Source organism: Halomonas sp. CKK8 (assembly GCF_029625235.1).
GTDB classification, from domain to species: Bacteria; Pseudomonadota; Gammaproteobacteria; order Pseudomonadales; family Halomonadaceae; genus Halomonas; species Halomonas ventosae.
This window is the reverse complement of sequence record NZ_CP121193.1, coordinates 3,391,293-3,412,889: the sequence shown is the minus strand read 5'-3', so window position 1 is coordinate 3,412,889 and position 21,597 is coordinate 3,391,293. Positions and strand designations below refer to the sequence as shown.

Here is a 21,597-nt window from a genome sequence, read left to right as displayed (position 1 = left end):
ATCCAGCATCGGAACCCCGACATGAGCATCCAGGCCACCATCGAAGACAAGCTCAGGGCCCTCGAGCCCGCCTTCCTGGCGGTGGAGAACGAGAGTCATCGGCATAACGTGCCGCCGAATTCCGAGACCCACTTCAAGGTCACCCTGGTCGCCTCCCGCTTCGAGGGATTGATGCCGGTCAAGCGGCACCAGCAGGTCTATGCACTGCTCGCCGACGAGCTCGCCGGTCCCGTCCACGCCCTGGCCCTGCACCTCTTCACTCCCGAGGAGTGGGAGGCCAGCGGCCGCTCCCGCCCCGACTCCCCCGACTGCCGGGGCGGCGGCACGTCGTGACCCCGGAGCCGCAGCGCCTGCAGTACCTGGAGGCCATGGGCCTGACGGCCTGGGTCTCCCGCTATCGCCTGCCCAATGCCCTGCCCACCCCGGCCTGCGAGTGGGAGGCTGCCTCGCCGGTGGCCGAGGGACGCCGCGCCCCGGGGGAGCGGCTGCATGCGCTGCTCGACGAGGCCGCCGAGGCGCAGGTCGCGGCCCCGCGACCGGCCCCCGCCGAGCCGGAGCCGCGTCACCGGCCCTCGGCCGGCAAGGCCCGGGCGCTGCTCGGTGACCTGGTGCCCACCGACGAACCGGAGGCCGCACCCGAGACGCCGGGCCTGGCCCCCGTGCGTCATGGCGAGGCGCTGCGCTTTACCCTGCAGGTGGCCTGCCTGGATGGCCGCTGGCTGGTGCTGCTGCCCCGGGAGGCGCCGCCCGGCAGCGTGGAGCTGCGCCTGCTGCGCCACCTGCTGCACGCCGCCGGCGTGGTGCCCGAGCAGATGCCGGCCTTCGAGGCCTTCCGCTGGCCCCAGGTGGAAGGATTGCCGGTTGAGGCGCCGCTGGAGGAGGCCCGTGAGGGACTACAGGCCTTCCTGGCCGGCCGGCAGCGGCGAGGCTGGGTACCGGAACGGCTGCTGGTGTTCGGCGAGGACGAGAGCCTCGCCGAGATCCTGTCCCTCGCCGACGGCCACTGCCCGCTGCTGGCGCTGCAGGCCTGGCAGGGGCCTGCGCTTGGCGAGCTGGCCGGCAGTGCCGAGGCCAAGCGCGCCCTCTGGCCACAGATGGCCGGCTGGCGCGATGCCTGGCAGGCGGGCCGTGAGGCCGACTGAGGCGGTGCGGCGGCTGGGGCCGGCCGACCTGGCAGCGCTGTCGGCGCTGGAGCAGGCCGCCAGCCCCGCCCCCTGGACACCCCACCAACTGCAGGCGGCGCTGGCCGACGCCGACACCCGGGTGTTCGGTATCGAGCATGAGGCGTGCCTGGTCGGCCATGCGGTAGTGGTTCGGCTGCCCTTCGATGCGGAGCTTCAGGCGATCCTGGTGGCCCGGGAGGCACGTGGCCAGGGGGTGGCGGGGTGCCTGCTGGCGGCGGTGATCGAGCAGGCGCGCAGTTGGCGCAGCGAGCGCCTGCTGCTCGAGGTCAGGGCGGGCAACGAGGCGGCCCTGGCGCTCTATCGGGGGGCGGGGTTCGGCGAGGACGGCCGCCGCCGGGGCTACTACCCGGCGCGCACCACCGGCCAGCGGGAGGATGCGCTGCTGATGTCGCGCCCGCTGGCCTGAGGTTGCCTCAGCTGCTGGCGGTGGTTTCCACCTCGTCGAACTTGCCCAGCAGGGCGGAGAGGCGACGCTCCCACTCCTCGCGCTCCTGCTTCAGGCGGGCGTTTTCCTCGCGCAGCTCCTCGGCTTCCATCTTCATCAACTCCAGGGCCTCGACGGCGCTGGTGACCTTCTGTTCGAGCTGGTTGAAGAGTTCGATACTCATCCTGTTCTCCTGACGACATCCTGCTGGTGGGGCGTGCCCGTTGGGTTCCTTCAGCGCGCAGCGTAACGCCGCGCCCGGGGCTCAGCAAGCGTCGCCGCCGGGCGACCCCGTGCCTGGCGGATGTCGGCGGTAGAGCCGTCCTGTGCTGTCGCCGGCACGTACCTCGCGATGCAGTTGCCAGCTGGCCGGCACCTCGGGGGGGAGCGACGATTCGGTTTCCACGTAGATCAGCGCCTCCTCGGCGAGCCAGCCGGCCTCCAGGGCGTGGCAGCAGGTCCCGGCGAGCTCCTGGCGGAAGGGCGGGTCGAGGAACACCAGGGAGAAGGGGGTGGGGGCGCCGGCAAGGAAGGCCTGGGCATCGGCGGTGACCAGCTGCGCGCGCTCGGTGGCTTCGAGGGCCCTGAGGTTGTCGTCGAGCTGGCGTGCCACTTGAGCGTCGCGCTCGACGAACACCACCTGCCGGGCACCCCGCGAGAGGGCCTCCAGGCCGAGCGCCCCGGTGCCGGCGAAGAGGTCCAGGACCCGTGCCCCGGGCACGGCGGTGGCGAGCCAGTTGAACAGCGTCTCGCGCACCCGGTCGGGGGTGGGGCGCAGTCCCGGGCGGTCGAGTACCGGCAGCTGGCGGCGCCGGAAGTCGCCGCCGATCAGGCGTAGCCGTCCGGGGGTCCGGCGGCCGGGGCCCTTGGCTGGCTGGCGGGGCTTTCGAGAGGAGGGGCGGCGTCGTGTCATGGGGGCGGATTGTAACCGCCGGCTTGTCCACAGTCATGGTGCGCGATGGTAGGATGAGGCGATTCGTTCATCCGTGAGGCGTGATCCCCCCATGTTCGGTATTTTCAAGCGCAAGAAGAAGCAGGAAGGGCAGCAGACGACACCGGAACAGGAGGCCGAGCGCCGGTCGGACGAGCAGGCGGCAGACGACGTCACCGAGACCGCTTCGCTGGCGGAAGAGGCCACCGAGGAGGTCGACGAGGCGGTATCCGGCGGCCAGCCGGCGGAGGCGCCCGAGCCGGAACCCAGGCCCGAGCCCGCGGCTACCCCCCAGGCAAGATCTGCCCCCCAGGCTGAACCCGAGCCTGAACCCGAACCCCAGCCTGAAGTCGAACCCGAGCCTGAGCCCGAGCCCAAGGCGGAGCCTGCGCCCGACGCCCAGCCATTACCCGAATCCGAGCCTGCGTCGGCTCAGCCCAAAGCGGCCCTGCAGGAGAAGCCGGTCGCCGAGAAGAAGGGCTGGTTCGCCCGCATCCGCGCCGGGCTCGGCAAGACGCGCGCCAATCTCACCGACGGCCTGGCCGACCTCTTCATGGGCCGCAAGCAGATCGACGACGATCTCATGGAGGAGCTCGAGACCCAGCTGCTGATGGCTGACGTGGGCATCGAGGCCACCACCGAGATCATCGGCCGACTCACCGACCGGGTCTCGCGCAAGGAGCTCAAGGAGCCCCAGGCGCTCTACCGGGCCCTGCAGGAGGAGCTCGCGGCGATGCTCGAGCCGGTCACCCGGCCGCTGACGCTGCCGCCGAAGGGCGAAGGCCCCTTCGTGATCCTGGTGGTGGGGGTCAACGGCGTGGGCAAGACCACCACCATCGGCAAGCTGACCCAGCGCTTCCAGCGCGAGGGGCGCAGCGTGATGCTGGCCGCCGGCGACACCTTCCGGGCGGCGGCGGTGGAGCAGCTCAAGGTGTGGGGCGAGCGCAACGACGTGCCGGTGATCGCCCAGCACACCGGCGCCGACAGCGCCTCGGTGATCTTCGATGCCGTGTCGGCCGCCAAGGCGCGGGGCGTCGACGTGCTGATCGCCGACACCGCCGGCCGCCTGCACAACAAGGCCCACCTGATGGAGGAGCTCAAGAAGGTCCGTCGGGTGATGGGCAAGGTGGACGCCAGCGCCCCCCATGAGGTGATGCTGGTGCTCGATGCCGGGACCGGCCAGAACGCCCTCGCCCAGGCCTCGACCTTCAACGAGGCGGTGCCGGTCACCGGCATCACCCTGACCAAGCTCGACGGCACCGCCAAGGGCGGCATCATCTTCGCCCTGGCGCGCCAGCTCGGCACGCCGATCCGCTTCATCGGTGTCGGCGAGTCGCTGGATGACCTGCGCCCCTTTGCGGCGAGCGAGTTCGTCGATGCCCTGTTCGACCGCGAGCCGGTGTCGCCCGAGTCATGATCGCCTTCGAGCACGTCGGCAAGCGCTATGGCGGGCGCTTCGAGGCGCTCGCCAATATCGACTTCCGCGTGCATCGCGGCGAGATGGTCTTCCTGACCGGCCATTCCGGCGCGGGCAAGAGCTCGCTGCTGCGCCTGATCATGCGCCTCGAGCGGCCCAGCCGCGGCAAGGTGCGGGTGGCGGGTCATGACATCGACCGTCTGCACCACAGCCAGATCCCCTTCTACCGTCGCCAGATCGGCGTGGTCTTCCAGGACCACCAGCTGCTCTTCGACCGCTCCATCTATCACAACGTGGCCCTGCCGCTGGAGATCCAGGGGGTCGAGCACCGCGAGGCCGCGCGGCGGGTGAGGGCGGCGCTGGACAAGGTGGGGCTGTTGCACCGCGAGGCCGCACTGCCCATCGAACTCTCCGGCGGCGAGCAGCAGCGGGTCGGCATCGCCCGGGCGGTGGTCAACAAGCCGGCGCTGCTGCTCGCCGACGAGCCCACCGGCAACCTCGACCCCCAGCTCTCCGCCGACATCATGAGGCTGTTCGAGGACTTCAACCGCATCGGCACCACGGTCATGGTCGCCAGCCACGACCTGGCGCTGATTGCCCGTCTGCGCCATCGCACCCTGCGGCTCCACGAGGGGCGCCTGGTGGCCGACGAGGAGGTCGCATGAGCCGCGAAGCCGCTCCCTCACCCCGTGGCGCGCGCACCCACCGCTCGGCAGGCGGCGTCCGCTGGCGGGCCTGGGCGCGTCACCACCGCGCCATGGCCCTCGACAGTGCGCGCCGCCTGCTGCGTCGGCCACTGGGCAGCCTGCTGACCATGCTGGCCATCGCCATTGCCCTGGTTCTGCCCGCGGGGCTCTGGCTGACCCTGGACAGCGCCCGCCTGCTCGACGCCGAACTGGAAGAGAGCGCGACCCTCACCGCCTACCTGGCCACCGGGGTCGGGGAGGGCGAGGCCGGACGTATCGAGGAGGCGCTGGCCGCCCAGGCGGGGGTGACCGGCACCCGTCTGATCACCGCCGCCGAGGGCATGGCCGAGTTCCAGCAGGCGCTGGGGCTGCGTGATGCCCTGGCTCGCCTCGAGGGCAATCCCCTGCCGGCCAGCGTGGTGGTGCGCCCCGGGGACCCCGATCCGGAGGCGGTGCGACGGCTCGCCGAGGCCCTGGAGGCCGTCCCCGGGGTCGATGAGGTGCGCCTGGACCTCGCCTGGCTCGAACGCCTGCGCCACCTCGCCGAGCTGGGCCAGCGGGTCACCCTGGCGCTGGGCGTGCTGTTCGGGCTGGGCGTGCTGCTGGTAGTGGGTAATACCATCCGGCTTGCCGTGGAGAATCGCCGCCAGGAGATCGAGGTGGTGACCCTGATCGGCGCCACCCATGCCTTCGTGCGTCGCCCCTTCCTCTACAGTGGGGCCTGGTTCGGGCTGGGCGGTGGCCTGCTGGCCTGGGGCCTGCTGACCCTGGGCAGCGACTGGCTCTCGGCGCCGGTCTCGGCCCTGGCGGCGAGCTACGGGGCCAGCTTCCACCTGCCGCGGCTGGGCCCCGAAGGGTCTACAATATTGCTTGCCTGTAGTACACTGCTTGGCTGGCTGGGTGCCTGGATCGCCGTGAATCGGCACCTGGCGGAGATCCGGCCTCGCTGAGGCGAGCGCTGGTCGAATCCACGGGACATTGGGCATCAGCCGGAACTTTCGTCGGTCTTCACCGTCACATGCGGCAACCATGCACAGCCTTATGGGTTTCGAAGGAGACAACCTGCACATGAGCACCAGTCTTCTGCCGGTGGGTCAACTCTCCCCGGGTCATGACCTGAACGGTTACATCCAGGCGGTCAACGGCATCCCCATGCTGACCGTCGACGAGGAGCGCGAGCTGGCCTTCCGCCTGCACGACGAGGGCGACCTCGAGGCGGCGCGCCGCCTGGTGCTCTCGCATCTGCGTTTCGTCGTCTATATCGCCCGCAGCTACTCCGGCTATGGCCTGCCCCAGGCCGACCTCATCCAGGAAGGCAACGTCGGCCTGATGAAGGCCGTCAAGCGCTTCGACCCCAACCAGGGCGTGCGGCTTGTCTCCTTTGCCGTTCACTGGATCAAGGCCGAGATCCACGAGTTCGTGCTGCGCAACTGGCGCATCGTCAAGATCGCGACCACCAAGGCGCAGCGTAAGCTGTTCTTCAACCTGCGGGGTGCCAAGAAGCGCCTGGCGTGGCTGAACAGCGACGAAGTCGAGGCCATCGCCAAGGACCTCGACGTCAAGCCCGAGGTGGTGCGCGAGATGGAAGGTCGCCTGTCGGCCCACGACGCCGGCTTCGATGCCTCACCGGGGGAGGACGACGAATCCGCCTACCAGGCGCCGGTGCACTTCCTCGATGATGCCACCGCTGACCCGGCCACCCAGCTCGAGGACAGCGACTGGGAGCAGGATGCCACGCATCGCCTGCAGCATGCCCTGGAGGCCCTCGACGAGCGCTCCCGGGATATCCTGCAGCGTCGCTGGCTGGGGGACGACAAGGCCACCCTGCACGAGCTGGCCGACGTCTATGGCGTCTCCGCCGAGCGCATCCGCCAGCTCGAGAAGAACGCCATGAAGAAGATCCGCCAGCAGATCGGCGACGCCCTGGTAGCATGATCCACGGCAAGGCGCCAGGTGTCTGGCGTGGGCGGCTGAGCCCACCATGAAGTGACAAGGAGCAAGCTGCAAGGTAACCCCTTGGCTTGCTCATTTTGGTTCAGGCTTGCCTGACTTGCTCCTTGCTCCTTGCTCCTTGCTCCTTGCTCCTTGCTACTAGCCCCTGTTACGCCGTCTGCGGGCTCTCGCGCAGCAGCTGGGCCGAGAGCAGCGCCCACTGGTCATCCCAGTGCTCGGTAGGGCGGTGGCGGAAGTCGCTGCGCACGTAGCGCGAGATCTGCCCCTCGAGGTGGGCCAGCAGCAGGTTGGCGGCCGCCGAGACCGGCAGCGAGGGGCGCCGCCCCTCGCGCAGTTCCGCCTCGCGCAGCACCTGCTTGAGCTGGGTCTCGAGGCGCTCGAAGAGCTGGTGGATGCGAAGGCGCAGCCGTGCCGTCTCGCCGGTCAGGGCGTCGCCGCCCAGCAGGCGCGAGAGGCCGGGGTTCTTCTCGGCGAAGGCCAGCACCAGGGTGAGGATCTGGCCGCAGCGCGGCACCGCCTCCGGCACCTCCTCGAGGATGCGGCCGATGCGCTCGAAGAGGGACTCCTCGATGAAGGCGATCAGCCCCTCGAACATCCGTGCCTTGCTGGGGAAGTGGCGATAGAGCGCGGCCTCCGAGACGCCGACCTGGCGGGCCAGGGCGGCCACGGTGATGCGCTTGCCGCTGTCCTCCTCCAGCATCAGCGCCAGGCCCTGCAGAATCTGCTCGCGGCGACTGGGGGTTGGTGTTTCCTGCGTCATGTCGTTATGTTCTTGTCGGTTCGGTGGATCGGGCCGGGGGCTCAGCCGGCATTCGGGTCCTGGGGAATGTCGGTGATCAGGGTGCCCACCCCGGCATTGGTGAAGATCTCCAGCAGGGTGGCATGGGGCACCCGGCCATCGATGATATGGGCGCTCGCGACGCCACCCTTCACGGCGTCCAGGGCGCAGCGGATCTTCGGCAGCATGCCGCCATGGATGGTGCCGTCGGCGATCAGGGCATCCACCTGGGCGGTGGTCAGCCCGGTGAGCACCTCGCCCTCGGCGTTCATCAGGCCGGCGACGTTAGTCAACAGCATCAGCTTCTCGGCATCCAGGGCCTCGGCCACCTTGCCGGCCACCAGGTCGGCGTTGATGTTGTAGCTGCGGCCCTTCGCGTCCACGCCGATGGGGGCGATCACCGGGATGAAGTCGCGGGCGGCGAGCATCTCGATGAGGTCGGTGGAGATATGCTCCACCTCCCCCACGTGGCCGATGTCGATGATCTCCGGCGCGGTCATCTCCGGGCTCTGGTGTTCCACCTTGAGCTGCCGGGCGCGGATCTGCGCGCCGTCCTTGCCGGTCAGGCCGATGGCCTTGCCGCCGCACTGGTTGATCAGGTTGACGATGCCCTTGTTGACCAGGCCGCCCAGCACCATCTCCACCACGTCCATGGTCTCGGCGTCGGTCACCCGCATGCCGTTGACGAACCGCGACTCGATGCTGAGCTTCTCCAGCAGCTCGCCGATCTGCGGCCCCCCGCCATGCACCACCACCGGATTGATGCCGACCTCCTTCATCAGCACCATGTCGCGGGCGAAGGAGTCGATCAGGGTGTCCTCGGTCATGGCGTTGCCGCCGTACTTCACCACCACGGTCTTGCCGGAGAAGCGCTGGATGTAGGGCAGTGCCTCGGAGAGCACCTCCACCACCAGGCGCGGGTCGCGGGTCTGTTCTGTCATCGGTCGGGTTCCCTCTCCTGTCTATGCGGCGAACCGCCCCTCAGAGGGGCAGTTCGAGGTCGGGTGACACCTGGGTGAGGGCGTCGGCGAAGCGGCCGCGGATGCGGGCCAGGGCGGCGTCGTCCTTGCCCTCGAAGCGCAGCACCAGCACCGGTGTGGTGTTGGAGGCGCGGCACAGGCCCCAGCCGTCCGGGTAGTCGACGCGGATGCCATCCAGGGTCGTCTTGACGCCCTCCTCGCCGAAGTCGCCCTCCCGGGCCAGCCGGTCCACCAGCGCGAACTTGGTCTCGTCGGTGACCGTGATGTTGATCTCCGGGGTGCCGACGTCCTGGGGGTAGCGAGCGAAGAAGGTATCGGCGTCGTCGGCCTGCTTCGACAGGATTTCCAGCAGGCGGGCGGCGGCGTAGAGGCCGTCGTCGAAGCCGTACCAGCGCTCCTGGAAGAAGATATGGCCGCTCATCTCGCCGGCCAGCAGGGCGCCGGTCTCCTTCATGCGCGCCTTGATCAGCGAGTGCCCGGTGCGCCACATCTCCGGCGTCCCGCCGGCTTCCTCGATCACCCGGGTCAGGTTGCCGGTGCACTTGACGTCGAAGATCACGCGGGCGTCGCGATTGCGCGACAGCATGTCCTCGGCAAAGGCCATCAGCAGGTGATCCGGATAGATCAGCTTGCCGCTCGGCGTGATCACGCCGAGGCGGTCACCGTCGCCGTCGAAGGCCAGGCCGATGTCCGCGCCGGTCTCCTGCACGGTGCGAATCAGGTCCTGGAGGTTCTCGGGCTTGCCGGGGTCCGGGTGGTGGTTGGGGAAGGTGCCGTCGATCTCGGCGAACAGCGGGACGGTCTCGGCGCCGAGGCGCTCCACCAGCGCCGGGCCCAGTTCGCCGGCCACGCCGTTGCCGCAGTCGACCACTGCCTTGATCGGCCGGGCGAGGGTGATGTCGCCGAGGATGCGCGCCAGATAGGCATCACGCACGTCCTCCTGGCGCACGCTGCCCTGGCCCTCGCTGAGCTCGCCGCCGGCCAGGCGGGTGTGCAGTGCGGTGATGGCATCGCCGGAGAGCGTCTCGCCGCCGAGCACGATCTTGAAGCCATTGTAGTCCGGCGGGTTGTGGCTGCCGGTGACCATCACGCCCGAGGCTGTGCCCTCGAGCACGTGGGTGGCGAAGTAGAGCACCGGGGTGGGCACCATGCCGATGTCGACGACGTCGCAACCCGACGACACCAGGCCGCGGGTCAGGGCGGCCAGCAGGCGCGGGCCGGAGAGGCGGCCGTCGCGGGCGACGACCACGGTGGACTCGCCGCGGGACCGGGCCTCGCTGCCGATGGCGCGGCCGATCTGCTGGACACCCGTCTCGGTCAGGGTGTCGTCGACGATGCCGCGGATGTCGTAGGCGCGGAAGATGGAGGCGGGAACTGCCTGGATCGCTTCTTGGGTCATGGGGTCCGTCCTGTATGGCGTATCGAGTGGCTGTGTGCCGTCGGTGGGCGTCAGTGACGACCGGAGCTGCCGAAGCCGCCGGTGCCACGCTGGCCGGTGCCCCGGCGGCTGGTATCGAAGGCCTCGACGACCTCGAGGTCGGCATGCACCACGGGAACAAGCACATACTGTGCCAGCCGCTCGAAGGGCTCGATGGTGAAGGGCGCCTCGCCACGGTTCCATGTGGAGATCAGCAGCTCGCCCTGGTAGTCGGAATCGATCAGTCCCACCAGATTGCCGAGCACGATGCCGTGCTTGTGGCCCAGTCCCGAGCGGGGCAGGATCATCCCGGCGAGGGCCGGGTCGGCGATGTGGATGGCAAGTCCGGTGCGCACCAGCTCGCACTGCCCCGGCGCCAGGGTCAGGGGGGCGTCGAGCAGGGCGCGCAGGTCCATGCCGGCGGAGCCTTCGGTGGCGTAGTGAGGCAGATGATCACGCAGGCGCTCGTCGAGCAGCTGGACGGCGAGGCGCGGGCGATCGGGAAGGGTGGGCATCGGGGGTCCTCGGGGTGTCGGTGTCAGGGGGCGGAGCGGGGCGACAGGCAGGCCAGGGCGCGGCGCACCACCGCCAGGGCGAGTTGCGCCTTGGGCTGGGGGGCGAGGTTCTCGCTGTCTTCCCTGTCGCCATCCCGCCACAGCAGCAGGGCGGCGTTGTCGTCGCTGCCGAAGCCGAGTCCGGCCCGGCCGACATCATTGGCGACAATCATGTCCAGCCCCTTGCGGGTCAGCTTGTCCCGGGCATAGGCCTCCAGGTCGCGGGTCTCGGCAGCGAAGCCCACCACCAGGGGACGCTGCGACGCGGGGAGGGCGGCGACACCGGCGATGATGTCGGGATTCTTCACCAGGTGCAGGGTGAGTCCCGCCTCGCCCTCGACCTTCTTGATCTTGTGCTCGGCGGCCGCCTCGGCCCGGTAGTCGGCCACGGCGGCGCAGCCGATGAAGATATCGCTGTCGATGGCCAGCCGTTGGGCGGCCTCGTGCATCTCCTGGGCGGTCTCCACGTCGGTGCGCTCGACGCCCTCCGGCGTCGGCAGGCCGACCGGGCCACTGATCAGCCGCACCCGGGCGCCCAGCGAGGCGGCGGCGGCGGCCAGGGCGAAGCCCATCTTGCCGGAGCTGTGGTTGGAGAGGTAGCGCACCGGGTCCAGCGGCTCCCGGGTCGGCCCGGCGGTGATGGTGATGGTCAGGCCGTCGGCCTCCGGCCTGGCCGACGCGCCATCAAGCGCCTCGGCGGGCCCGGTTTCGGGTGCCATTGCGGGCACGGCATCGGGTGCCATGGAGAGCGCCGCCACGATCGCCTCGGGCTCCAGCATGCGCCCCGGCCCCACGTCGCCGCAGGCCTGGTCGCCGCTGTCAGGCCCCAGCAGCTGCCAGCCGTCCCCGGCCAGCCGGCGCGCGTTGCGCTGGGTGGCCGGGTGGCGCCACATGGCCTGGTTCATGGCCGGGGCCATCACCTTCGCGGCCTCGCTCGCCAGGCACAGGGTGGTGAGCAGGTCATCCGCCAGGCCCTGGGCGAGGCGCGCCATCAGGTCGGCGGTGGCCGGGGCGATCAGGATGGTGTCGGCCCAGCGGGCCAGCTCGATATGGCCCATGCCGGCCTCGGCCTCGGGGTCGAGCAGCGAGGTGCGCACAGCCTCTCCCGTCAGGGCTTGCAGCGTCAGTGGCGTGATGAAGGCCTGGGCGCCCTCGGTCATCACCACGCGCACCTCGCAGCCCGCCTGGGTCAGCAGGCGGGCGAGCTGGGCGCTCTTGTAGGCGGCGATGCCGGCGCTGATGCCGAGCAGCACGCGTCGGCGGGGGAGTGTCGACATGGCGGTATCCGAGCGTGAATCCGGTCGCCTACCTTACCACCGGTGCCCGACCTTGCGTAGCCGCCGGGCCGTCTACACTGACAACCACGGGCATGGGGCAGGGAGACAGGGATGTCGATTCGGGACTGGCCGGAGGGGGAGCGCCCCCGGGAGAAACTGCTGGCGCTGGGAGTGGAGGCGCTTTCCGATGCCGAGCTGCTGGCGATCTTCCTGCGCGTCGGCGTGGAGGGTCGCTCGGCGGTGGACCTGGCCCGGGACCTGCTGTCCGCCTTCGGCGGGCTTCGCCAGCTGCTGGAGGCCGACCAGGCTCGCTTCTGCGCCGAGCGTGGCATGGGCATGGCCAAGTATGTCCAGCTCCAGGCCACCCTGGAGCTGTCACGGCGGCACCTCGCCAGCCAGCTGGACCGGGGCGATGCGCTCACCTCGCCGTCGCTGGTGCGTGCCTACCTTGCCGCCCGGCTGCGCCATCTCGGCCACGAGGAGTTCGCCGCGCTCTTCCTCGACAGCCAGCACCGCGTGATCCGCTACGAGTCGCTGTTCCGCGGCACCCTGGACAGCGCCTCGGTCTATCCCCGCGAGGTGGCCCGCCGTGCCCTGGAGCTGGGCGCCGGCGCCATCATCTTCGCCCACAATCACCCCTCCGGCGTGGCCGAGCCCAGTGACGCCGACCGGCGCATCACCGAGCGCCTGCGCGAGGCGCTGGGGCTCTTCGAGGTGCGCGTGCTGGACCACTTCGTGGTGGGCGACGGGGAGGTGGTCTCCTTCGCGGAGCGAGGATGGCTGTAAGGGCCGGGATGGATAGGAAAACCGCGCGTGGCCGGCTATAATGCCGCACCGGCTGCGCTGGGCCCCTTGGTACGGGCCCCTTGCCTGTCATCGCCGCCTGCCGCGCCACCTGTCGGTGCCGCGGGGCCATGCCACGCCCTCATCGGATCATCGCCGCGTCGCTTGCCGAACGTGGCGGTCTCTGGTATAAAGTGCAGCCTTTGAATTCCCTTGGGTCAAATGACAACGGGGTCGTCCCGGTTTGCCCGACAGGTTTTGAACACTCAGGTCTGAACACCTGGCCAAGCGGTTGGAGGCTCTCATGTCCAAAGTATGTCAGGTTACCGGCAAGCGCCCGGTGACTGGTAACAACGTTTCACACTCCCAGCGCAAGACGCGCCGTCGTTTCGTGCCGAATCTGCATTCCCACCGTTTCTGGGTGGAGTCCGAGAAGCGCTTCGTCAAGCTGCGCGTCTCCTCCAAGGGCATGCGCATCATCGACAAGAAGGGCATCGAGGCGGTGCTCGGCGACATTCGCAAGCGCGGCGAAGCCGTCTAAGCGATCCATCAGGGGAGAGAACCGTCATGCGTGACAAGATCAGAATGATTTCCAGTGCCGGTACCGGCCACTTCTACACCACCGACAAGAACAAGCGGAACACCCCGGACAAGCTCGAGAAGAAGATGTTTGATCCGACCATCCGCAAGCACGTGATGTACAAGGAAGGCAAGATCAAGTAAGCCTTGGTCGCTTCCGCCGCAGGCAGGAGCCTGTCAGCCTGAACCCGGCCCGATGGTCGGGTTCTTGCGTATCACCGCCCTCCGGACAAGACCATGCCCGAACTGCCCGAAGTCGAGACCACCCGCCGTGGCATCGCCCCCCATGTGGAGGGTCGCGAGATCACTGAGGTGATCGTGCGCCAGGCCCGCCTGCGCGTGCCGGTGCCGGCGGACCTCGTCGAGCGGCTGGTCGGGGCGCGCATCGGTGATCTCGCCCGGCGCGCCAAGTACCTGCTGGTGCCGCTCGAGGGCGAGGCGCCGGGGACCCTGCTCTGGCACCTGGGGATGTCCGGGAGCCTGCGCATCGCGCGCCTGGGCGAGCTGCCGAAGAAGCACGACCATCTCGACCTGGTGCTCGACGATGGCGCCATCCTGCGCTATCACGACCCGCGCCGCTTCGGCTTCGTCGACTGGCTGGCCGGCAGCACGGAGCAGGATGCGCGCCTGGCCCGGCTGGGGCCGGAGCCGCTCTCCGAGGCCTTCGACGGCGAACGCCTCTTCGCGCGCTCCCGCGGCCGCCGCCTGGCGGTGAAGCCCTTCCTGATGGACAACGCCGTGGTGGTGGGCGTGGGTAACATCTATGCCGCCGAGGCGCTGTTCCTGGCCGGCATCGACCCGCGTCGCGCCGCCGGGCGTATCTCCCGGGAGCGCTATGATCGGCTCGCGGCGGCGGTACGCGAGGTGCTGGCCGCCGCCATCACCCAGGGCGGCACCACCCTGCGCGACTTCGTCGGCGGCACCGGGGAGCCGGGCTACTTCAAGCAGCGCCTCAATGTCTACGGTCGCGACGGCCAGGCCTGCCGGCGCTGTGGTGCCGAGCTGCGCCTGGTGACCCTGGGCCAGCGGGCCAGCGTGTTCTGCGGCCACTGCCAGACCTGATGGCGGCGCGGCCTCGCCGACGCCCCTCCACCCCTTCACGAGACAGTTCCATGACCGCACTTCGCTCACTGCGCCTGAAGAAGAACGCCGACCGCCGGCTCAAGGCCGGCCACCTGTGGCTCTACTCCAACGAGATCGACACCCAGGCCACGCCGATCAAGGAGGTCGAGGCCGGGGCGCAGGTGGTGGTCGAGGCCGCCAACGGCAAGGCCATGGGCGTGGCCTACGTCAATCCGCACTCGCTGATCTGCGCGCGGATGGTCTCCCGCGACCCGGCCCAGGGGCTCGACCGCTCGCTGCTGGTCCACCGTCTCAACCAGGCACTGGCGCTGCGCCAGCGCCTCTTCGACAAGCCCTTCTATCGCCTGGTGCATGGCGAGGGTGACCTGCTGCCGGGGCTGGTGATCGACCGCTTCGGTGACGTGCTGGTCGTGCAGCTCAATACCGCCGGCATGCAGGCGGTGCTGCCCGAGCTTCTCGACGCCCTGGACAAGGTGCTGGCACCCTCGTCGGTGGTGCTGCGCAACGACACCAGCGGTCGCCGCCAGGAGGGCCTCGAGGCCGGTGTCGAGGTCGTGAAGGGAGAACTGCCCGACCGGGTGCTGCTGGAGGAGAACGGCGTGCGATTTGTCGCCCCGGTCCTCGATGGCCAGAAGACTGGCTGGTTCTTCGATCACCGGGTCAATCGTGCCTGGCTCAATGGCCTGGTGGCCGGCAAACGGGTGCTGGACCTGTTCAGCTATGTGGGGGGCTGGGGCGTCCAGGCCGCGGCCAGCGGCGCTCGCGAGGTGCTCTGCGTGGATGCCTCCGGTCCGGCACTGGAGCGGGTCGCCGAGAACGCCGCCCTGAACGGCCTGCACGAGCAGGTGGCGGTGGGCGAGGGCGACGCCTTCGAGGTGCTGGCGGCCCTCAAGGCCGAGGGCGAGGAGTTCGACGTGGTGATCCTCGACCCGCCCGCCTTCATCCGCAAGCGCAAGGACATCCCCAACGGCGAGCGCGCCTACGGCAAGCTCAACCGCGAGGCGATGCGCCTGCTGGGGCGCGATGGCCTGCTGCTCTCGGCTTCCTGTTCCATGCACCTGGCCCCGGAGCGCCTGGTCGACGTGGTGCGCGGGGCGGTACGTCATCAGGACCGCCAGGGCCAGATCCTCTTCCAGGGCCACCAGGGGCCGGATCATCCGGTCCACCCGGCGATTCCGGAGACCTCCTACCTCAAGGCCCTGGGCGTGCGCGTCTTCCGGGACTAGTGCGCGGTGCTCCCTAGCTACGTTCGCGCCTTCGCCCACTCCAATGCGCTGCTGGTCAGCCACGTGCACAACGTGCTGACCGCGGCCGGCATTCCCGCGGAGCTGCGCAACCTGACCCTGGGCGGTGGCGCCGGTGAGCTGCCGCTGGGGGAGTGCGAGCCGGAGGTGTGGGTGGCGCCGCACAACCTCGCGCGGGCCGAGACCCTGATCCGCCAGGCCCTGGAAGGCAGGAGTGACCGCCCGGCATGGACCTGTCCGCGTTGCGGAGAGCGCCTCGAGGGCGCCTTCGACACCTGCTGGAACTGTGGCACCCCTCGAGAGCCCTGAGACGCTCCGGGCCTGGCGGTTTCTGCCCTGGCGAGAGCGCCGTCCGGCCCGCCGCCTCGGGGCTCCTGGCAGGGTTTCCTGCAGCGGTGTTGGTAAAAAGAAAATTTTCTGGGCAAAAAGCCCGGTGGTGTCGATATTTTCCGTTCTTCTGCGTGGACTCTTCGTGTATGGACTGCCTGTGCTGTAATGGGGAGGAAAGCCACCCAACAACAGCCCAGGAGAACACCATGCAGATCGCCGTGCCCAAGGAGATCAAGAACCACGAGTACCGTGTCGCCCTGACCCCCACCGGCGCCCGGGAACTGGTCGGTCGCGGCCACACGGTCACGGTGCAGGCCGGTGCCGGCGAGGGGGCCGGCTTCGCGGACGCCACCTATGAGACCGCCGGGGCGCGCCTCGAGGCCGATGTGGCCAGGGTCTGGGAGGGCGCTGAGCTGATCCTCAAGGTCAAGGAGCCGCAGGCCGAGGAGGTCGCACGCCTCAAGGCCGGCCAGACCCTCTTCACCTACCTGCACCTGGCCGCCGAGGCGTCGCTGACCCGAGGCCTGATGGAGAGCGGCGCCACCTGCATCGCCTACGAGACCATCACCGACCGCCAGGGCGGCCTGCCGCTCCTCGCGCCGATGAGCACCGTGGCAGGGCGCATGGCCATCCAGGCCGGCGCCCACAGCCTGGAGAAGGCCCAGGGCGGTGCCGGCGTACTGCTGCCCGGGGTGCCCGGCGTGGCGCCGGCCAGGGTCGCGGTCATTGGCGGCGGCGTGGTGGGCGAGAATGCTGCCCGCATGGCGTTGGGCCTCGGTGCCGAGGTCACGGTGCTCGACAAGTCGATCCCGCGCCTCGAGACCCTGGACGACCGCTACCAGGGCCGCATGAAGACCGTCTTCTCCACCGCCGACGCCATCGATGAGGCGGTGCGCGAGTGCGACCTGATCGTGGGTGCCGTGCTGATCCCCGGGGCCGCCGCCCCCAAGCTGATCACCCGCGAGATGCTCGCCGAGATGAAGCCCGGCAGCGTGCTGGTGGACGTGGCCATCGACCAGGGCGGCTGCTTCGAGACCAGTCGGGCCACCACCCATACCGACCCGACCTACATCGTCGACGGGGTCGTTCACTACTGCGTGGCCAACATGCCCGGCGCCGTGGCGCGCACCTCCACCCAGGCGCTGACCAACGCCACCATGCCCTTCGTCACGGCGCTGGCCGACAAGGGCTGGAAGCAGGCTCTGGCCGATGACCCGCATTTCCTGCCGGGTCTCAACGTCCACGACGGTCGGGTGACCTACCAGGCGGTGGCGGACGCCTTCGGCCTCGATGCCGTCGACCCGGCCGACCTGCTGGGGTAAGCGGACGGGCGCAGAGCGGTCGATGATGGCAACACCGCTCAAGGCTTTCCCGGCGACAGGCCCCGGAGCGCCGGACCGTCGAGGGGGCGCTGTGAACCCTTCCCTGGACGCTACCGGTGCCCTGCTGCGCTCTCGCGTCCCGCTCCGCTTGCAGGTCCGGTGCTGGCCATCCTTGGCCAGCTGGTTCGGAGCCGTGCTCCTCACCCCTGGCATAGGACCCCCTCTTCGGCCTGTCCCCGGCGCCTTTCGCTATCGCTGTGGAGCAGGCTGCGATCGCTCTGGAGCGGGCCCCGGTCGCCTTGACCGGGGCCTCGCGTTACCATAGCGGCCATTTCCGAACAGCAGAGTCCGCTTTCCCCATGAGTGCAGCTTCCGAGAAGACCCGCGTTCTCACCGGCATCACCACCACCGGCACCCCCCACCTGGGCAACTACGTGGGGGCGATCAAGCCCGCCATCGCCGCGAGCCAGGACCCGAGCGTCCAGTCCTACTACTTTCTCGCCGACCTGCATGCGCTGATCAAGTGCCAGGACCCGCGCCGGGTGCAGGAGTCTCGCCTGGAGATCGCGGCCACCTGGCTGGCGCTGGGCCTGGATACTGACAACGCCATCTTCTATCGCCAGTCGGACGTGCCGGAGATCCCGGAGCTGACCTGGATGCTCTCCTGCGTCTGCGCCAAGGGGCTGATGAACCGCGCCCACGCCTACAAGGCGGCGGTGGCCGAGAACGAGGCCGCCGGCAACCAGGACCCGGACAAGGGCATCACCATGGGGCTGTTCGGCTACCCGGTGCTGATGGCCGCCGACATCCTGATGTTCAACGCCAACAAGGTGCCGGTGGGGCGTGACCAGATCCAGCACATCGAGATGGCCCGTGACATCGCCGGACGCTTCAACCACCTCTACAAGGGGCAGTACTTCACCCTGCCCGATGCCGTGGTGGACGAGAGGGTAGAGGTGCTGGGTGGCCTGGATGGCCGCAAGATGTCCAAGAGCTACAACAACACCATCCCGCTGTTCGTCTCCGAGAAGAAGCTGCTGAAGCTGGTCCGCAAGATCAAGACCAACTCCCTGGAACCCGGCGAGCCCAAGGATCCCTCGAGCTGTACCCTGTTCCAGATCTACTCGGCCTTCGCCACGGCCGACGAGACCGAGGCCATGCGCATCGAGTACGCCAATGGCATCGGCTGGGGCGAGGCCAAGAACCGCGTCTTCGAGCTGCTCAACGAGCAGCTGCGCGAACCCCGCGAGCGCTACCAGGCGCTGATGGAGGACCCCGGCCACATCGAGCAGGTGCTGATCAAGGGGGCCGAGCGGGCCCGTGCCGAGGCGGCGCCCCTCATGGACCGCCTGCGCCAGGCGGTGGGGCTCGGGCGCTTCGTCTGACTGCGGCTTCGCCATGGCGATGATGCGGGCACCCTCGGGTGCCCGTTGTCGTTGGGGGAGTCGGTTGTTATGCCTCTAGGTTATTGATCGGTTTGTTTAAATGCTTTCACGTGCCCGTCCTGGCTCGTTACCATGGCCGGTCATCCGGGCTCCCCGCCCCCGACGACCTCGAGAGAACACGCCATGAGTGAACTCGCCCTGACCCAACGTCCCCGACTCTCCGTCTCCGCCGTGGCGGCCGGTGCCCTGCTGCTGGGTGCCCTGGCCGTGGGCGCCGCCTTCGGTGCGCGCCTCGGTGTGCTGATGGTGGTGGGCGGACTGCTGGGCATGGTGCTCTACCATGCCGCCTTCGGCTTCACCGCCGCCTGGCGGGTCTTCATCACCGAGCGGCGCGGCCGCGGCCTGCGCGCCCAGATGGTGATGCTGACCCTCGCCGTGCTGCTGTTCTTCCCGGCACTGGGGACGGGCAGCCTCTTTGGCCAGTCGGTGTACGGTTTCGTGGCCCCCATCGGCATCTCGGTGGTGGTCGGCGCCTTCCTGTTCGGCATCGGCATGCAGCTCGGCGGCGGCTGCGCCTCCGGTACCCTGTTCACCGCCGGCGGCGGCAATGCCCGCATGCTGATCACCCTGCTGTTCTTCGTGGTCGGGTCGGTGATCGGCACCGCCCACTTTACCTGGTGGCAGGGCCTGCCCGCCTTCCAGCCGGTGTCGCTGGTCAAGACCGCCGGCACAGGGGGCGGGATCGCCATCAGCCTGGCGCTCTTCGCCGCCATTGCCGCCTTCACCCTGGTGATGGAGAGGCGTCGCCACGGCCAGCTGGAGCGGGCCCCGGCGATCGATGCCGGCAACCGTCGCTGGCTCACCGGCCCCTGGCCGTTGCTTGCCGGGGCCGTGGCCCTGGCGCTGCTCAACTTCGCCACCCTGGCGCTGGCCGGTCGTCCCTGGGGGATCACCTCCGCCTTCGCGCTGTGGGGCGCCAAGGGCTTCGAGGCCCTCGGCGGCGACGTCAGCCAGTGGGGGTACTGGCAGTCCTCGTGGAATGCGGCCGCCCTGGAGGCCACCATCTGGCGCGACATCACCAGCGTGATGAACATCGGCATCCTGCTCGGGGCACTGGCGGCGGCGTCGCTGGCGGGCAAGTTCGCGCCCAACTTCCGCATCCCGGCACGCTCCGTGCTGGCGGCGGTGATCGGCGGCCTGCTGCTCGGCTACGGGGCCCGCCTGGCCTTCGGCTGCAACATCGGCGCCTACTTCAGCGGTATCGCCTCCGGCAGCCTGCATGGCTGGGTGTGGCTGGTGGCCGCCTTCGCCGGCAACATGCTCGGGGTCAGACTGCGTCCCTTCTTCTTCGAGGGCGAGGCGGGCCGGCTGCCCGCGGCGAAGGGCTGCTGAGCCGCGACCCCGCCTGCCTCGCATCACGGCGCCCCGGTCCCAGGCCGGGGCGCCGTTGTTTGCGGCGTGCTAGAGTTGGCGGCAAGGTGCCGACAGAGCGCCAACGGCCCGTTCCAGTCACCGTATCGAGGCGAGAGATGACCATCGACCAAAAGCGTCCCCTCTATATTCCCTATGCCGGCCCGCCGCTGCTCGAGATGCCGCTGCTCAACAAGGGCAGTGCCTTCACCCGCGAGGAGCGCCTGGAGTTCAACCTGATCGGCCTGCTGCCGCAGAATGTGGAGACCATCGAGGAGCAGGCGGAACGGGCCTATCGCCAGTACCGGCAGTGCCGGAGCGACCTGGACAAGCACGTTTACCTGCGCGCCATCCAGGACGACAACGAGACCCTCTACTACCGGCTGGTCTCGGAGCACCTCGAAGAGATGCTGCCGATCATCTACACCCCCACGGTCGGCAAGGCGTGCGAGGAGTTCTCCAACATCTACCGCAACCACCGCGGGCTGTTCATTGCCTACCCGGACCGCGACCGCATGGATGACATCCTGCGCTCCTCAACCAAGGACAACGTCAAGGTCATCGTGGTCACCGATGGCGAGCGCATCCTGGGGCTCGGTGACCAGGGCATCGGCGGCATGGGCATCCCCATCGGCAAGCTGGCGCTCTACACGGCGTGCGGTGGCATCAGCCCGGCCTACACCCAGCCGATCATGCTCGACGTGGGCACCAACAACCAGGCGCTGCTCGACGATCCCATGTACATGGGCTGGCGCCACCGGCGCGTTTCCCAGGAGGAGTATGATGCCTTCATGGCGGAGTTCATCGCCGCGGTGAAGCGCCGCTGGCCGGGGGTGCTGCTGCAGTTCGAGGACTTCGCCCAGGCCAATGCCCTGCCGCTGCTCGACCGCTACCGCGACGAGCTCTGCTGCTTCAACGACGATGTCCAGGGGACCGCCTCGGTGGTGGTGGGCACCCTGATGGCAGCTTGCCAGGCCCGCGACGAGGGTATCGGCCAGCAGAAGGTGGTGTTCGTCGGTGCGGGCTCCGCCGGCTGCGGCATCGCCGAGCAGGTCGTGGTGGCCATGCAGGCCGAGGGACTGACCGAGCGGGAGGCGCGCTCGCGCATCTACATGGTCGACCGCGAGGGGCTGGTCACCTCCGAGCAGGCCTGGCTGCGCGATTTCCAGGGCCGGCTGGCCCACGACCCCGGGATGGTGGCCGGCTGGGACGGCCAGTCGCTGCTCGAGGTGGTGCGACGCATCGAGCCCACGGTGCTGATCGGGGTCTGCGGCATGCCGGGCATCTTCACCGAGGAGGTGGTGCGCGCCATGCACGCCGGCTGCGAGATGCCGCTGATCATGCCGCTCTCCAACCCCACCTCCCGCGCCGAGGCGGTGCCGGAGGACGTGATCCGCTGGACCGATGGCCAGGCCCTGGTGGCGACCGGCAGCCCCTTTCCGCCGGTGGAGTACGGTGGCCGCCGTATCCCCATCGCCCAGTGCAACAACGCCTACATCTTCCCGGGGATCGGCCTGGGCGTGGTGGCTGCCGGGGCAAGGCGCGTCACCGATGCCATGCTGATGGCCTCGTCCCGGGCGCTGGCCCGCGAGGCGCCGCTGGTCAAGCAGGGGGAGGGGGCCCTGCTGCCGGCGCTCTCCAAGATCCGCGAGCTCTCCAAGGCGATCGCCTTCGACGTGGCCGCCCAGGCCCAGGGCGAGGGCGTGGCGCTGAAGACCAACGGCATCAAGCTCCGGGAGGCCATCGAGCGCAGCAGCTGGACGCCGGAGTACCGGCGCTATCGCCGCCGCTCCTTCTGAGGCTTCTACTGGAACGAAAAGGGCCCTGCCGGATAACCCGGCAGGGCCTTTTGCTGCTAAG

The 21,597-nt window shown here is 69.4% G+C and carries 24 protein-coding genes; 17 read left to right on the top strand and 7 right to left on the bottom strand.

All coding sequences use genetic code 11. The annotated features are described in order from the left end of the window. The first annotated feature begins 21 nt into the window (after nucleotides 1-21). From P8934_RS16075 to rimI, 3 genes are read left to right on the top strand one after another with little or no spacing between them, the layout of a single operon-like run. Nucleotides 22-333, top strand: a complete 312-nt coding sequence (locus P8934_RS16075; protein WP_133637543.1) for a BolA/IbaG family iron-sulfur metabolism protein — start codon at nucleotides 22-24, stop codon at nucleotides 331-333. Next, nucleotides 330-1,142: a hypothetical protein gene (locus P8934_RS16070; RefSeq protein ID WP_278031924.1), complete on the top strand. Its 813-nt coding sequence runs from the start codon at nucleotides 330-332 to the stop codon at nucleotides 1,140-1,142. Before P8934_RS16075 ends, P8934_RS16070 begins: the two co-directional genes overlap by 4 nt. Then, nucleotides 1,129-1,590 carry a ribosomal protein S18-alanine N-acetyltransferase gene (gene rimI, locus P8934_RS16065; RefSeq protein ID WP_278031923.1) on the top strand — a complete coding sequence of 154 codons (462 nt, stop codon included), beginning with the start codon at nucleotides 1,129-1,131 and terminating at the stop codon, nucleotides 1,588-1,590. The genes P8934_RS16070 and rimI overlap by 14 nt, the downstream gene beginning before the upstream one ends. A gap of 7 nt (nucleotides 1,591-1,597) precedes the next feature. Here the strand turns inward: rimI and P8934_RS16060 are convergent, their stop codons facing one another. Together P8934_RS16060 and rsmD are read right to left on the bottom strand one after the other, a co-directional pair. After that, on the bottom strand, nucleotides 1,598-1,792 hold the full coding sequence (locus P8934_RS16060) for a cell division protein ZapB (RefSeq protein ID WP_278031922.1): 195 nt from the start codon (nucleotides 1,790-1,792) through the stop codon (nucleotides 1,598-1,600). 81 nt (nucleotides 1,793-1,873) lie between these two features. Then, nucleotides 1,874-2,521: a 16S rRNA (guanine(966)-N(2))-methyltransferase RsmD gene (rsmD, locus tag P8934_RS16055; protein ID WP_278031921.1), complete on the bottom strand. Its 648-nt coding sequence runs from the start codon at nucleotides 2,519-2,521 to the stop codon at nucleotides 1,874-1,876. Nucleotides 2,522-2,612: 91 nt separating this feature from the next. On the opposite strand from rsmD, the gene ftsY reads away from it, so the two are divergent. From ftsY to rpoH, 4 genes are all read left to right on the top strand, one after another. Further along, nucleotides 2,613-3,956 carry a signal recognition particle-docking protein FtsY gene (gene ftsY / locus P8934_RS16050; RefSeq protein WP_278031920.1) on the top strand — a complete coding sequence of 448 codons (1,344 nt, stop codon included), beginning with the start codon at nucleotides 2,613-2,615 and terminating at the stop codon, nucleotides 3,954-3,956. Next, the gene (gene ftsE, locus P8934_RS16045) at nucleotides 3,953-4,621 is read left to right on the top strand and encodes a cell division ATP-binding protein FtsE (protein ID WP_106231378.1); all 669 of its coding nucleotides are present in this window, start codon (nucleotides 3,953-3,955) and stop codon (nucleotides 4,619-4,621) included. Before ftsY ends, ftsE begins: the two co-directional genes overlap by 4 nt. Continuing rightward, a complete protein-coding gene (ftsX, locus tag P8934_RS16040; RefSeq protein WP_278031919.1) occupies nucleotides 4,618-5,592 on the top strand; it encodes a permease-like cell division protein FtsX in 975 nt (324 codons plus the stop codon). The genes ftsE and ftsX overlap by 4 nt, the downstream gene beginning before the upstream one ends. Nucleotides 5,593-5,710: 118 nt before the next feature. Then, the gene (gene rpoH, locus P8934_RS16035; RefSeq protein WP_278031918.1) at nucleotides 5,711-6,577 is read left to right on the top strand and encodes an RNA polymerase sigma factor RpoH; all 867 of its coding nucleotides are present in this window, start codon (nucleotides 5,711-5,713) and stop codon (nucleotides 6,575-6,577) included. A 166-nt stretch (nucleotides 6,578-6,743) separates the two neighbouring features. Here the strand turns inward: rpoH and slmA are convergent, their stop codons facing one another. From slmA to coaBC, 5 genes are read right to left on the bottom strand one after another with little or no spacing between them, the layout of a single operon-like run. Beyond that, entirely contained in the window at nucleotides 6,744-7,355 is a 612-nt protein-coding gene (gene slmA / locus P8934_RS16030; protein WP_106231381.1) for a nucleoid occlusion factor SlmA, read from the bottom strand. 41 nt (nucleotides 7,356-7,396) lie between these two features. After that, nucleotides 7,397-8,314, bottom strand: a complete 918-nt coding sequence (argB, locus tag P8934_RS16025) for an acetylglutamate kinase (protein WP_133637552.1) — start codon at nucleotides 8,312-8,314, stop codon at nucleotides 7,397-7,399. Between the two features lie 40 nt (nucleotides 8,315-8,354). Beyond that, on the bottom strand, nucleotides 8,355-9,752 hold the full coding sequence (locus P8934_RS16020) for a phosphomannomutase/phosphoglucomutase (protein ID WP_278031917.1): 1,398 nt from the start codon (nucleotides 9,750-9,752) through the stop codon (nucleotides 8,355-8,357). 50 nt (nucleotides 9,753-9,802) lie between these two features. Beyond that, on the bottom strand, nucleotides 9,803-10,285 hold the full coding sequence (gene dut / locus P8934_RS16015; protein WP_278031916.1) for a dUTP diphosphatase: 483 nt from the start codon (nucleotides 10,283-10,285) through the stop codon (nucleotides 9,803-9,805). A gap of 23 nt (nucleotides 10,286-10,308) precedes the next feature. Further along, entirely contained in the window at nucleotides 10,309-11,601 is a 1,293-nt protein-coding gene (coaBC, locus tag P8934_RS16010) for a bifunctional phosphopantothenoylcysteine decarboxylase/phosphopantothenate--cysteine ligase CoaBC (RefSeq protein ID WP_278031915.1), read from the bottom strand. Between the two features lie 111 nt (nucleotides 11,602-11,712). Between coaBC and radC the strand changes: the two genes are divergently transcribed. The 10 genes from radC (at nucleotide 11,713) to P8934_RS15960 (ending at nucleotide 21,536) form a co-directional block, all read left to right on the top strand. After that, nucleotides 11,713-12,387, top strand: a complete 675-nt coding sequence (gene radC / locus P8934_RS16005; RefSeq protein WP_133637556.1) for a DNA repair protein RadC — start codon at nucleotides 11,713-11,715, stop codon at nucleotides 12,385-12,387. 301 nt (nucleotides 12,388-12,688) lie between these two features. After that, on the top strand, nucleotides 12,689-12,925 hold the full coding sequence (rpmB, locus tag P8934_RS16000; protein WP_040184989.1) for a 50S ribosomal protein L28: 237 nt from the start codon (nucleotides 12,689-12,691) through the stop codon (nucleotides 12,923-12,925). Nucleotides 12,926-12,951: 26 nt separating this feature from the next. Beyond that, nucleotides 12,952-13,107 (top strand): 50S ribosomal protein L33, encoded by a 156-nt coding sequence (rpmG, locus tag P8934_RS15995; RefSeq protein ID WP_071944136.1) that lies wholly within the window; start codon nucleotides 12,952-12,954, stop codon nucleotides 13,105-13,107. 93 nt (nucleotides 13,108-13,200) lie between these two features. After that, entirely contained in the window at nucleotides 13,201-14,025 is an 825-nt protein-coding gene (gene mutM, locus P8934_RS15990; RefSeq protein ID WP_278031914.1) for a bifunctional DNA-formamidopyrimidine glycosylase/DNA-(apurinic or apyrimidinic site) lyase, read from the top strand. A gap of 50 nt (nucleotides 14,026-14,075) precedes the next feature. Further along, nucleotides 14,076-15,272, top strand: coding sequence for a class I SAM-dependent rRNA methyltransferase (locus P8934_RS15985; protein WP_278031913.1), 1,197 nt, complete (start codon nucleotides 14,076-14,078; stop codon nucleotides 15,270-15,272). Nucleotides 15,273-15,278: 6 nt separating this feature from the next. Then, nucleotides 15,279-15,599, top strand: coding sequence for a DUF2007 domain-containing protein (locus P8934_RS15980; RefSeq protein WP_278031912.1), 321 nt, complete (start codon nucleotides 15,279-15,281; stop codon nucleotides 15,597-15,599). A 227-nt stretch (nucleotides 15,600-15,826) separates the two neighbouring features. Then, nucleotides 15,827-16,942, top strand: a complete 1,116-nt coding sequence (gene ald, locus P8934_RS15975) for an alanine dehydrogenase (protein ID WP_278031911.1) — start codon at nucleotides 15,827-15,829, stop codon at nucleotides 16,940-16,942. 359 nt (nucleotides 16,943-17,301) lie between these two features. Continuing rightward, nucleotides 17,302-18,327 (top strand): tryptophan--tRNA ligase, encoded by a 1,026-nt coding sequence (gene trpS, locus P8934_RS15970; protein WP_278031910.1) that lies wholly within the window; start codon nucleotides 17,302-17,304, stop codon nucleotides 18,325-18,327. A 183-nt stretch (nucleotides 18,328-18,510) separates the two neighbouring features. Further along, entirely contained in the window at nucleotides 18,511-19,719 is a 1,209-nt protein-coding gene (locus P8934_RS15965; protein ID WP_278031909.1) for a YeeE/YedE family protein, read from the top strand. A gap of 137 nt (nucleotides 19,720-19,856) precedes the next feature. Next, complete coding sequence (locus tag P8934_RS15960) at nucleotides 19,857-21,536, top strand: NAD-dependent malic enzyme (RefSeq protein WP_278031908.1); 1,680 nt, start codon at nucleotides 19,857-19,859, stop codon at nucleotides 21,534-21,536. The last annotated feature ends 61 nt before the right edge of the window (nucleotides 21,537-21,597 follow it).

Bases quoted from the DNA above. Each gene is read 5' to 3' on its own strand.
- P8934_RS16075 (WP_133637543.1), top strand. From the start codon at position 22: ATGAGCATCCAGGCCACCATCGAAGACAAGCTCAGGGCCCTCGAGCCC.
- P8934_RS15960 (WP_278031908.1), top strand. From the start codon at position 19,857: ATGACCATCGACCAAAAGCGTCCCCTCTATATTCCCTATGCCGGCCCG.
- slmA (WP_106231381.1), bottom strand. From the start codon at position 7,355: ATGACGCAGGAAACACCAACCCCCAGTCGCCGCGAGCAGATTCTGCAG.
- ftsY (WP_278031920.1), top strand. From the start codon at position 2,613: ATGTTCGGTATTTTCAAGCGCAAGAAGAAGCAGGAAGGGCAGCAGACG.
- trpS (WP_278031910.1), top strand. From the start codon at position 17,302: ATGAGTGCAGCTTCCGAGAAGACCCGCGTTCTCACCGGCATCACCACC.
- ald (WP_278031911.1), top strand. From the start codon at position 15,827: ATGCAGATCGCCGTGCCCAAGGAGATCAAGAACCACGAGTACCGTGTC.
- ftsE (WP_106231378.1), top strand. From the start codon at position 3,953: ATGATCGCCTTCGAGCACGTCGGCAAGCGCTATGGCGGGCGCTTCGAG.
- ftsX (WP_278031919.1), top strand. From the start codon at position 4,618: ATGAGCCGCGAAGCCGCTCCCTCACCCCGTGGCGCGCGCACCCACCGC.
- rpmG (WP_071944136.1), top strand. From the start codon at position 12,952: ATGCGTGACAAGATCAGAATGATTTCCAGTGCCGGTACCGGCCACTTC.
- argB (WP_133637552.1), bottom strand. From the start codon at position 8,314: ATGACAGAACAGACCCGCGACCCGCGCCTGGTGGTGGAGGTGCTCTCC.
- rpmB (WP_040184989.1), top strand. From the start codon at position 12,689: ATGTCCAAAGTATGTCAGGTTACCGGCAAGCGCCCGGTGACTGGTAAC.
- mutM (WP_278031914.1), top strand. From the start codon at position 13,201: ATGCCCGAACTGCCCGAAGTCGAGACCACCCGCCGTGGCATCGCCCCC.
- P8934_RS15985 (WP_278031913.1), top strand. From the start codon at position 14,076: ATGACCGCACTTCGCTCACTGCGCCTGAAGAAGAACGCCGACCGCCGG.
- radC (WP_133637556.1), top strand. From the start codon at position 11,713: ATGTCGATTCGGGACTGGCCGGAGGGGGAGCGCCCCCGGGAGAAACTG.
- P8934_RS16020 (WP_278031917.1), bottom strand. From the start codon at position 9,752: ATGACCCAAGAAGCGATCCAGGCAGTTCCCGCCTCCATCTTCCGCGCC.
- P8934_RS16060 (WP_278031922.1), bottom strand. From the start codon at position 1,792: ATGAGTATCGAACTCTTCAACCAGCTCGAACAGAAGGTCACCAGCGCC.
- rpoH (WP_278031918.1), top strand. From the start codon at position 5,711: ATGAGCACCAGTCTTCTGCCGGTGGGTCAACTCTCCCCGGGTCATGAC.
- coaBC (WP_278031915.1), bottom strand. From the start codon at position 11,601: ATGTCGACACTCCCCCGCCGACGCGTGCTGCTCGGCATCAGCGCCGGC.
- rsmD (WP_278031921.1), bottom strand. From the start codon at position 2,521: ATGACACGACGCCGCCCCTCCTCTCGAAAGCCCCGCCAGCCAGCCAAG.
- P8934_RS15965 (WP_278031909.1), top strand. From the start codon at position 18,511: ATGAGTGAACTCGCCCTGACCCAACGTCCCCGACTCTCCGTCTCCGCC.
- dut (WP_278031916.1), bottom strand. From the start codon at position 10,285: ATGCCCACCCTTCCCGATCGCCCGCGCCTCGCCGTCCAGCTGCTCGAC.